The organism is Lentimicrobium sp. S6 (assembly GCF_013166635.1).
Taxonomy (GTDB): Bacteria; Bacteroidota; Bacteroidia; order Bacteroidales; family UBA12170; genus UBA12170.
In genome coordinates, this window is sequence record NZ_JABKBZ010000108.1 from 1 (window position 1) to 11,445 (window position 11,445).

The 11,445-nt window shown below is 31.0% G+C and carries 11 protein-coding genes and 1 pseudogene; all 12 read left to right on the forward strand.

What is annotated here, in order from left to right; genetic code table 11:
- A pseudogene (locus HNS40_RS23355) lies at window positions 1-103 on the forward strand (DDE transposase); the annotation flags it as partial.
- 117 nt (window positions 104-220) lie between these two features.
- On the forward strand, window positions 221-838 hold the full coding sequence (locus tag HNS40_RS20595; RefSeq protein WP_371742967.1) for a hypothetical protein: 618 nt from the start codon (window positions 221-223) through the stop codon (window positions 836-838).
- A gap of 156 nt (window positions 839-994) precedes the next feature.
- Window positions 995-1,537 (forward strand): DUF4287 domain-containing protein, encoded by a 543-nt coding sequence (locus HNS40_RS20600; protein WP_172284510.1) that lies wholly within the window; start codon window positions 995-997, stop codon window positions 1,535-1,537.
- 465 nt (window positions 1,538-2,002) lie between these two features.
- Entirely contained in the window at window positions 2,003-3,073 is a 1,071-nt protein-coding gene (locus tag HNS40_RS23810) for a histidine kinase (RefSeq protein WP_172284511.1), read from the forward strand.
- Window positions 3,066-3,794 (forward strand): LytTR family DNA-binding domain-containing protein, encoded by a 729-nt coding sequence (locus HNS40_RS20610; RefSeq protein WP_172284512.1) that lies wholly within the window; start codon window positions 3,066-3,068, stop codon window positions 3,792-3,794. Before HNS40_RS23810 ends, HNS40_RS20610 begins: the two co-directional genes overlap by 8 nt.
- Before the next feature lie 118 nt (window positions 3,795-3,912).
- Window positions 3,913-5,355 carry a serine hydrolase domain-containing protein gene (locus tag HNS40_RS20615; protein WP_172284513.1) on the forward strand — a complete coding sequence of 481 codons (1,443 nt, stop codon included), beginning with the start codon at window positions 3,913-3,915 and terminating at the stop codon, window positions 5,353-5,355.
- 14 nt (window positions 5,356-5,369) lie between these two features.
- Window positions 5,370-6,302 carry a PD40 domain-containing protein gene (locus HNS40_RS20620; protein ID WP_172284514.1) on the forward strand — a complete coding sequence of 311 codons (933 nt, stop codon included), beginning with the start codon at window positions 5,370-5,372 and terminating at the stop codon, window positions 6,300-6,302.
- Window positions 6,299-7,234: a polysaccharide deacetylase family protein gene (locus HNS40_RS20625; protein ID WP_172284515.1), complete on the forward strand. Its 936-nt coding sequence runs from the start codon at window positions 6,299-6,301 to the stop codon at window positions 7,232-7,234. Before HNS40_RS20620 ends, HNS40_RS20625 begins: the two co-directional genes overlap by 4 nt.
- Window positions 7,235-7,323: 89 nt before the next feature.
- The gene (locus tag HNS40_RS20630) at window positions 7,324-8,796 is read left to right on the forward strand and encodes an alpha/beta fold hydrolase (protein ID WP_172284516.1); all 1,473 of its coding nucleotides are present in this window, start codon (window positions 7,324-7,326) and stop codon (window positions 8,794-8,796) included.
- Window positions 8,797-9,032: 236 nt separating this feature from the next.
- On the forward strand, window positions 9,033-9,413 hold the full coding sequence (locus HNS40_RS20635) for a helix-turn-helix domain-containing protein (protein ID WP_172284518.1): 381 nt from the start codon (window positions 9,033-9,035) through the stop codon (window positions 9,411-9,413).
- 23 nt (window positions 9,414-9,436) lie between these two features.
- On the forward strand, window positions 9,437-10,285 hold the full coding sequence (locus tag HNS40_RS20640; RefSeq protein ID WP_371742968.1) for an IS3 family transposase: 849 nt from the start codon (window positions 9,437-9,439) through the stop codon (window positions 10,283-10,285).
- A gap of 202 nt (window positions 10,286-10,487) precedes the next feature.
- Window positions 10,488-11,126 (forward strand): hypothetical protein, encoded by a 639-nt coding sequence (locus tag HNS40_RS20645; RefSeq protein ID WP_172284520.1) that lies wholly within the window; start codon window positions 10,488-10,490, stop codon window positions 11,124-11,126.
- The last annotated feature ends 319 nt before the right edge of the window (window positions 11,127-11,445 follow it).

An 11,445-nucleotide genomic window follows, 5' to 3' on the forward strand; every position in this document is an offset into this window, starting at 1 on the left:
TGCGGAATCTTTCAATGCTAAAATAAAGCTTTTTAGATCTAACCTCAGAGGCGTTACGGATGTATCGTTTTTCCTCTTTAGATTATCAAAGCTTTTTTCGTAGTCCCCATAAAAATTAACTTGACCCGAAAGAACCTCCCCAATTTTAAATACCGATTACCGATTTGCTCTATTAGAACTCAATTATACCCAAATACTAGAAGATTCTAAGATTAATAATATCGGTTTGCGTTTTATCCCATTTTTTCATGAAAGCACACATATTGGTGATGAATTAATTATATCAAAAATACGAGATTCTATTCCTGTTTCAAGAATAAATGTTTCCTATGAAACCTTCGAGCTAGCTTTCATCATTAACGATGCTTTTGGTCAAAAGGTAAAAAATCATTCCGCTAGGTTAGGAGCTAAATTTCTTTGGAACCCTCAAAAGGGATATTATACAGCCGATTCATTAGAAATATCAAAATCTATAGAAATCCCCTCCTCAAGTAGGTGGATAGAGCCCTATTTACAATACCAATATCAAAACCCCGATTCATGGCTTTCCAATAATAAGATGATGTTTATTTTCTCCCAGGATTTCTATTTAAGAGTCCGCTATGGTTATGGTAGCTACTTCACCAACGAATCGGAGGAAGTTGTTTTTAGGGAAATTGGCGAAGCTTATCAATTATGTAGTACTACCATGTTGGGATGGAAATTCTATAACTACAAAAAAGAATTATCAAACTCAGGAGTATTCTTTAAAATCTACATCGGACTCAATCCCCACGGTCAATTCAGAAACATCCCCAAATACCCATGGGTTGGACTAAACTGGGTTTATGATATTTAGGGGGGGGGCTTGATTTTAAAAGGAATTATAATCCACAAGTTGTTTTACAGATAGAGGGTCAGGGCCATAATTATTAGCATCCTCTTCTATACACCCCAAATAAACAAATGAAACTGTCAAAAGAATCAAATTAATAATTTATTAAAATTTAAAATGATGGATAAAGCACTTCAAACAATGATTAATAATATGCCGGAAAAGACTGGCAAATCTTTAGAAGAATGGAAATTACTACTACAGGAAAAATCATTTGAAAAACATACAGAAGGTGTAAAATACTTAAAAGCGGAATTTAATATCACTCATGGCTTCGCAAATACTATTGTAACACTTTCGAAAGATGATAAGGGTTCTGAAGAAAGCCTTGTGGAGAATCAATATCAAGGGAAAGAAAGTTTATTACCGATTTATAATGAACTCATTGCTTACATTAATACGCTGGGTAAAGATATTACAATCACACCAAAAAAAGGAAGCGTAAGTATCATTCGAAAAAGACAATTTGTTTTAATAAAACCGGCCACTAAAACAAGAATTGATTTAGGCTTTAAAATAAAAGACAAGCCAATAAGCGGTAGGCTTGAAAACTCAGGGCCCTTTGGAACCATGTGTACACACAGAGTGAAATTGTCAAATAAGGATGATGTTAATCAAGAATTAAAAGATTGGATTAAAGAAGCCTACGAAAAGTCAAAATAAGAGGCTGTAATTATTACAATACAACTCGTCCATCTATTTTAACCACTACCAACCACCGTATCTTTTCAATTAATAAAGCAAATCTCAATTTCTAGTATCCTATAGCCAAAGCGGAATGATTACCCTCCTCATATCCAAAAGCCATTTCCTTCAAAAGCATAAAAGCTGCCAACAATACCGGGTGGAGGAGTGGGATAGGAGCAGGCTATCTATTTAGTATGAGTATAAATTACATAAATCATTACCTATCCTTATTATGATATAAATATTTGAGTTATTTTTACCAAACTTACGTATAACTACCCCATTTGGGGTAGTTATGTGGAAGAAACTTACGTATATAAACAAGTTACCTGCAAGCTCACACTGTGAAATTAAATAATAAAGTGAAATAAATCAAACTTCTTATTAATGAAAATTTAATGTGAATAGTTTACCTTAGACCAATATTGTAATAATTGAACAGTGGAAGACAACAAAAGAAACATAAAAGTATTTTGGATATTAACAATCCTTTTTTGGTTGGTTATTGGTAGTATTGATATGTATATAAATTATCAAAGAGGTTATAACCAACCTGAAAATTTTGTTGGTGAATTAATATCTATTTCTTTAGGCTTGTCAATGTCATTACTAATTGGGATTCTATTTAGAAAACTCAATCTGTTTCAAAAAAACATTAATATTATCATAATATTTGCTTCTGGAATTTCAATATTTTCTGGTGTGGCTTGGCACTTTCTTGACTATTTGCTCAGCATTCCAATTTTTGGTATCGACCCCATAATAGGAGGTTTTAAAGCCTTAACAATTCCAGGATATTTGAAAATATTTTTACGTAACTCGTTGATATTCTTGTCATGGTCTGGAATTTATATTGGAACTATATTTTATAAAGATAGAACCTTTGAAAAACTTCTAAAAGAAAAAGCAATTTTAATGTCAGAAAATACTCAACTGAAAATGCTTCGCTACCAATTAAACCCACATTTTCTATTTAATTCACTTAGTTCTTTGCGCTCATTAATAAGAACAGACAAAGATAAGGCTGATGAAATGCTAACCCAAATTTCAGAATTTTTACGATTCTCTTTAAATACACATGATCAAATTGTAGTTCCAGTTTATAAAGAAGTTGAAATGTTGGAAGCCTATTTAAAAATTGAAAAAGTTAGATTTGCAGATGACTTGACTTTTGAAATAAAAATAGCACCACTCGCTGAAGATTTTCCAATATTGGCTTTCTTGCTTCAACCAATTATTGAAAACTCCATTAAGTATGGTATGAAAACTAGTAGAATGCCGTTGAAAATTGGTGTTACTGCTGAGGTTATTAATAATAAAGTACTCTTAAATATTATGAATAGTGGTTATTGGCTTAACAATAAAGATATGGATAAAGCAGGTTTAGGTCTTGAAAATATTAAGAATCGTTTAAATCAAGCCTATCCCAACACACACACTTTCAACATAATTAAAGCAGATGACCTTGTTAATGTTCAAATTGAAATTATTGAGGAGGGCGATTATGAATGAGGCAATTAACAGAGCTTTGATTGTGGATGATGAAATTCTTGCACAAGAAGATTTACAAGATGTAATATCCAAAGTAGGCAACATAGAAGTGGTAGGTAAAGCAAAAAATTTGCATGAAGCTCGTACTTGTATTAGAAAATATAAGCCCAATTTAATTTTTCTAGATATAGAAATGCGAGGAGAAAATGGCTTTGACTTAATAAAGGATTTGGATGAAAATGTGCGAGTAGTTTTTGTGACAGCATATGACGAATATGCTATTAAAGCTTTCGAAGTGGATGCATTTGATTATTTATTAAAGCCTGCTTCAGTAGGTAGGTTAAAATCTACTATCGAACGACTTAAAGTTGATTCATTGAGAGGGAACAAGAAAGTTCATCAAATGAACTTTGATGATAAAATTTTTATTCAAATAAATAAATCCCACCAATTTTTGCCTTTATCAGAAATCTTGCTCATAGAAGCCGACGACTACTATTCAAAAATCTACACCAAAGATGGAAAGAAAAATCTAGTCTTGAGATCATTGAAAAATTGGGAAAATCGATTGCCAGAAAAGCATTTTCAGAGAATTCATCGATCCTACATTGTTAACCTAAATGAAGTTAGAAAAGTAATGCCATGGTTCAATAATTCTCATAGAGTATTTATAAATGGTATTGAAGAACCATTTGCATTAAGCCGTAGATATTTTTCAAGAATTAAAAAAATTATGGGTTAAAATCCCTAAATATAAAATTTTGCTACCTGTTACTTAAGTATACTACCTCTCCCTGAATTTTGTATGGAAGATTGGTACATTCATATTAGTTTTGGATTATAATTAATCTATTTAACATATGTGTACAAAATTTATTCCTATCTTTTTCATTGTTTCAATTTTGTTAATTACTAAATCTTTTGCCCAAAAAGAAAAAATTGATAGGTATTTGGCAAGTTGTAATGAAAGAGGTTTATTTAATGGCACTGCACTAATAGCGAAAGGTGACAGTATCCTTTTTAATAAAGGGTTTGGTTTGGCAAACAGAGAATGGAATATCCCAAATGATGTAGATACTCGTTTCGATATTGGCTCACTTACTAAACAATTTGTAACAGTAATTACTTTACAATTAGTAGAAGAAGGCAAACTAAATGTTGATAATGTAATAAGTGATTTTTTGCCCAAATACCGCAAAGATATTGGAGATATTGTAAATATTAATCATCTTTTAAAACACACTTCTGGAATAAAGCCGTATGTAGCTGTACGAGGAATAGATAATCAACTAGCACAAACCTTGTCAAAAGAAACTGCATTAGAGGTATTACATAGTGGAGACCTTGAGTTTGAACCAGGTGAAAGATATAGGTATAATAATTCAGGCATGTGTATCCTTGTTTATATTATTGAAAAAATCACAAAAAAAGCATTTGAAGACAACCTGAAAGAAAGAATATTTATTCCCTTGAAAATGAAAAATTCAGGATTGATTAAACCTAATAAAGTAATTGAAAAACTTGCAAGTGGATACATATTAGGTATGGGGGAATACACCAAACCGAAATATTTGAATCCATTAAATACTTATGGAGCAGGAGGTTTGCATTCAACGGTAGAAGATATGTTTTTATGGAATAGATCATTTGCAAAACATTCCTTATTACCAGAAAAATATGATGAATGGTTCTACGACCCTTATGATGAATTTCACCCTGGAAATGGGCATGCATATTCATGGGATATTACTACTCTCCAATTACCTGATACAAAAAAGAAAACAAAATTTGCTCACTATAATGGTGCTCAATGGGGATATCTTTGCGAGATGGCTTGGATCTTTGAGGGTGATTATACCATTCTCCTATTTACAAATATTGGACATAATATTAATATTTGGGCCGTAGAATCAGGAATTAGAAATATACTTTTAAATGCACCATATAAAATCCCTTTACCCTCTCTTAATTCGGTCTTAGCAAAAAATCTTAATAATGATACATTTTATAAATTGATATTGGATGTAAAAAACAACAAAACACAATATTCTATCAACGAACAAAGTATAAACATGTTAGGCTATAATTTATTATGGCGTAATAATTTAACAAAAGCTCAATTGGTATTTGAATTAAATACGAAACTATTTTCAGAAAGCTCGAATGCTTTTGATAGTTTAGGTGAGTTATATATGACCATTGGAAAGAAAAAAAATGCAATTAATAGCTTTAAAAGATCGTTGGAATTAAACCCTGAAAATAAAAATGCAAAAGCAATGCTTGACAACTTAAACAATAAATAAATATCTACTAGACTATGAAACATTTTATAAAATTATCTCCAAGAATATCCATCATCCTTATATTTACATTTATAGGTTTGGCATCATGTAATTCTCAGACACAACCCAAGAACGAAGTTAAAAAAATGGAACCAGTGAGAAAAGAAGTGAAGCCGGTTGAGGAAACAAAAATACTATCAAACGTTTTTGAATGTGATTATATGGGTCAGGAAACACCAGGTTCCATACCAGTAGTTTTTGCACCTGGAATTGTATCTACTAATGAGGATATTTATGGATTTGAAATATCACCATCTGGTAAGGAAATGATCTACACTAGAAAGGAAGGAATAAATATATTGGAATTTAAATCAGGCAAATGGTCGAAACCACATATAATCTCATTTTCGAAAGTTGGTAATAATGGAGAGTGTAGTTATTCTCGTGATGGTAATAAAATATATTTTAACTCTCGACGATCATGTCCAGGATCAAAAACAGCATCAAATATTTGGATTTCGGAGAAGAAAGATGGTAATTGGAGTAAACCATATTATTCGAAATTAAGTATTCCTAATAAAACCGTTCATTCTGTTTCTGTTGCAGCAAATGGAAATTTATATTGTGATGGTATTGTTCGGTTTGAACATTCGGGAGGGAGCTATTCTAAAGCTAAAAGTCTTCAGGCAAATATAAAAGGGGCGCATGTTTTTATTGCATCTGACGAAAGCTACTTGATGTTTGATAAAAGAGTGCAGGGAAAGAGTTCTGATATATTCATTACATTTTTAAAGTCTGATAAAACATGGACATCCCCAGTTCCGCTTGATAAAATAAATACTATTGCAAAAGAAAATCAGCCAACAGTTACTTCTGATGGAAAGTATATATTTTTCACCAGAAACAATAAGATATTTTGGATGAAAGCAGACTTTATAAATGAAATGCAAAAGAAATTTTTAAGATGAAATTAATACTTCAAGTTTATTTTATATTATCAACAATCGTATCCATTGCGCAGTCGAATAAAATTGTAATTTCTATAGATGATGTTCCGTGTGCAAACTGCAAAACTCTTCTTATAACAGAAAATGTTAATGATAAATTGATTTCAACATTTAAAAAATTTAATGTCCCAGCAATTGGATTTGTAAATGAAATAAAGTTATATAATAATAAACTTCCTGAAACTTCTAGAATTGAAATACTAGAACAATGGCTTAGGAATGGCTACGAACTAGGGAATCACACTTTTTCACATGTGGACATTAATAAATTAAGTATTGAAGAATATGAAACAGATATTTTAAGGGGCGAAATTATTACAAAACCAATGATGAAAAGATATGGTGAAGAATTAATATATTTCAGACATCCCCAATTAAGAACTGGCTCAACCGCAGAATATAAAAATCAATTAGATAGTATTTTGCTAAAGCATCATTATACTACAGCACCTGTAACAATGGATAATGATGAGTTTATTTATGCTTATTGCTATAAGAAAGCAAAAGAAAGAAATGATAGTTCCACCATGAAAATTGTTGCCGATGATTACATTAGCTATATGAATGACATATTCATCTATTATGAAAAACTCTCAATAGATTTTCTTTCATATAATTTAAGCCATATATTATTACTACATGCAAATGAACTAAATGCAGATTATTTAGACGAAATTCTGCAGGTATTAATCAACAGGAATTACTCATTTATTACTTTAGAAGAAGCATTAAAGGACAAAGCTTATATGCTTCCTGAATCATTTTCTGATAGAGGTATTTCGTGGATCGACAGGTGGAAATTAGCTAAAGGGATGGAGATAACATCCCAACCAAAAGTTTCTGAAAATATCCAACTAAAATATGAGCAATATAGATCATTGTCAGGATATTAAACAACAAGAAATAATTGAACAAGCAAATGTTTTTAATCGTAAAAGAGAGTTGTTGTTAACAATATGTTATACACAAATATTTTAAAGTAATGAAAACTAAATGGTTGTTGTTCGTAGTTTTGGTTTTAGTGACAATATCCACCGTCTGCCAAACTATAAACTTTGATACTACGCAAACAGTTTTTAGTTCGGTCATCCAGACATCGGATGAAATAGTTGAGATTCCTAATAATATAGAGCGACTTGATAAAAGAAAAGGAGTTAGCACTTACCATTACTTAATAAATGGTGCTAATTTGTACATTCAAGAAGAAGGAGCTGGAATTCCTTTATTATTGATACATGGTGGGCCGGGTGGTACTAGCCATGTATTTCACCCCTATTTTAGTAATGCAAGCAAATACAGCAAAATTATTTATTATGATCAAAGAGGATGTGGATTAAGTCAGTTTACGGGTGATTCTACATATACGATTTTACAATCAATAGAGGATATTGAATCATTAAGAAAAGAACTTAGTATTGAAAAATGGTTTGTATTAGGTCATTCATTTGGAGGAATTCTTGCTCAATATTACACATTTACTTATCCTGAAAATGTACTTGGAGTGATTTTAGTAAATAGCGAAATTTCCTTCCAACAAAACTATCTAATTTCAGGAAATCAATATCTCAATATTTCGAATCTGGAAAAGAATTTGATGTATAAAAATTGGAAATTGATTGATGAAGGAAAAGTTTCATTAGCAACGGGGCTTTTTAATGCTGAACTTAATGGAGCATGGAAAAGACAAAGTTTTTATAAACCTACCCAAACATATGCTGCCCAAACCTCTTTATATGAATGGCATCATGACAAGCATTTTAATTCATTAATGAGTGGTGCTATTGATTATATTGATTTCTCTAATTGCTTCAAAACCTGCCCAATACCTTTTTATATTATAGAAGGTAAGTGGGATAATACTTGGGGGAGAAATAAAACTGAATTAATATTGAAGGAGTTTCCTTTATCTAAACTATTTGTTATTGATAGTTCAGCTCACTCACCATTCCAGTCTAATTCACTAGCCTTCTTCACAATACTTGAATCAATTTTCAAAGAAGAGAAACCAATCCTAAATAGAGATATTAAAATTTGGAAAAATCATGCTCAAAAAGAGTTTGATAAGAATATTGAAATTTTGGAAAATGATGATGCATTTTTAGGTTTGGTTGATAATTACAATTTCAAGTTGGCATTATATTTTTTTGATTCTCTGAAACTAGAAAAACCTAATAATAAAGTAATTACTCCTTTACCTTTGATTAATTCAGGTAAATGGCTATTAAAAAGTAATTCTAGATCAAACTTGGCAGTCGATTTTTTCGTGTTATGCTTGAAAGAATATCCAGAGGCAAATATTTGCTACTATTATATTGCAAAATCATATCAGGCTACTGAAAATAATAAACAGGCTGAATTATATATGAGAATGTATATTTCAGAAACTAGTCAAGGAATCGACACTAAACAAAATTTTGAGTACAGATTAAAGGTATTGATGAAGAATGAATTGTAAATATTTTTAATAGTAAAACTGTAAATTAAAGCCAGCAGGTAACACGCGCTCATACTGCATAGCGCAATTTGTTGTAAATATGAACATTACGTTTCGCAATTTGATATATTTGTACGCAGAAAAATTTGTAATATTAATGCGCTACGCAGCATAGCGCCATCCGTTGGCATTAATTAAAACAGATGTACTTTCCTGAAATAGGTTGACTAAAAATTAAACATCAATACTAGTCACTTATGAAAGATCAAAAAACGGACTGTCGGAAAATACAGTACAAAAAAGTAACCTTTGAACACAAATTATTTGTCATTGGTCAAATCACAAACGGACAAATATCTGTCAATTATGCTTCAAAAAAGTATGATATTTCACGATCATCTTTAAATTATTGGATTAAAAAATATGCTACTTTAGACCAAAATATCAAAAGCATGAGTAAAGATAAAACTATAGCAAAGCTTAAAAAGAAGATTGAAGAGCTTGAGTTTATTAAAGACTTCCAGCAGGATGTTATTGCTGATATGGAAATCATTACAGGTACCGATTTATCAAAAAAGTTTTTGCCCAAAACATTAGCAAAAGAAATAACGAAAAAGAAAACAAACCGTTTAAAGTAAAATGGATTTACGCATGTTTTGGGATAAGTAAACAGGCATACTATAAAAGGCTTGATTCGTACAATACCAAGGAAATACAAAAAGATATACTTATTGAAATGGTGAAAGGATATCGTGATAAAGTAGGGCATAGAACTGGTGGAATAAAACTCTATTCAGAGTTAAAAAGACCAATGATAGCACTTGGAATAAAGATGGGTCGTGATAAGTTCTTTAATTTTTTAAGGGCTAATAATTTACTGGTTCCCAAATTAAAGAACTTTCATATAACAACAAACTCTAAACATCAATTTCATAAATATAAAAATATAGTGAAAGATAGTGTGCCAACACGACCTGAACAACTATGGGTAAGTGATATAACCTACATCAAAACTGAGAATGGACATAACTATTTAGCTTTAGTTACAGATGCTTATTCTAAGCAAGTTATGGGTTTCAAATTAGCAGACCATATGAAAACATCCCTTTGTACTGATGCTCTGAAGATGGCTGTTAAAAATAGAATATACCCAAATGAAAAGCTAATCCATCATTCTGATAGAGGCTTTCAATATTGTAATACCAGCTATACAGAATTTGCAGAAGCAAATGGCATGACAATGAGTATGACAGAGCAATACGACCCATATGAAAACGCTATAGCTGAACGAATTAACAGGACTCTAAAATATGAATATGGATTAAAACAAACCATTAAGAACACAGGGTTAGCACAAAAAATGACTAATCAGGCAGTATACATTTATAACCATCTAAGACCTCATTTGAGCTTACAACTTAGGAAACCATACGATGTACATATGAACCCTAGTGTGGATTATAAATCTTATAAAAAAAACAAAAAGGAGGTGAGGAAATTAAAAAATTAGTAAATTGCACTGATCTTTGAAAAAACCCAAAAAGCCAAAAAAGTTATTCTGAAATTTTTGGTCCATTTAAAGACCAAAAAAATTTTGGAAATAACTTTTTTGCGGGCTTCGAACAAGATAAATAATAAGAAAAAAGGTCAACCTATATCAGTATAATACAAGACCCAATTCAAATGACAGATTGGTTAATGATTAGAAGTTTATGAAAGGAAAAGAATTAATTATAGAATTGGCAAAACTATTCGATTCTGACTGGATTCCTTGTAACCAAGGAAATAGTTCAATATGGCTAGAAAAGAAACTTGATGATAAAACTCTCAGCATAAATTTCACAACGACTAGAACATATGAAGGATTTAAATTTGTAGGAGTTATGTCAGCTTATGTTAGATTTAAAAAGGTGGAAGAAGTTCTATCGGATTTATATAAACAACATGATTTAGGATATGAATTAAAGACAATTTTCACACGCTCAAAAAGACAAGAAAACATAAGCGAATATGAAATTAAAAATGTATCAGACATAGACAAAATTAAAGATTGGATTACGGACTCTTATATAAACGATATTGTTCCTTTCTTTGACTCAAATAATACATTAGAGAAAGTAAATGAGCAGATTGATTCGCTTAAAAAAGAGAATTTGAGCAGTTTTGTTTTTGCTCCACCCGTGATAAATATTTTTGCGATAAAAGGATTGTTAAGAACGAAAGATTTTGGAACTTATTCAAGTTGGGCATTAGATGTATATGAGCAAATGTCGGTCGGAAAAGAAGATGAATTTGAGGGTAAGTCACTTAGAGTTTTGAAAGAGTTAAAAAATATACTGACTGAGGAATAACTAATGCCAACAATGTATAAAAAACATAAGTGGCTCAGTGGTTTACGGAACATTTGCACATTTAATCTTCTCCGCCAAATCTGCGATTTGACGGTTTGTTTAAAAGCTTTAAATTTGTGTCTAATCGCAAATTTGGCTCAGTGTAATTTGACAGTTAAGTGCTTCGAAATCACTTACGTTTCTTATACTAAACGTTACCAAGCATTTAAATTCAAAGGACAAAGCATTTGGTAGGGAAAAAAGTTCTTTCTTTAATTAAGGAAACGAAAACGAATTCGGGCATTTTTAGCCAATAAGAATTAATGAGTTGAAAGATGAA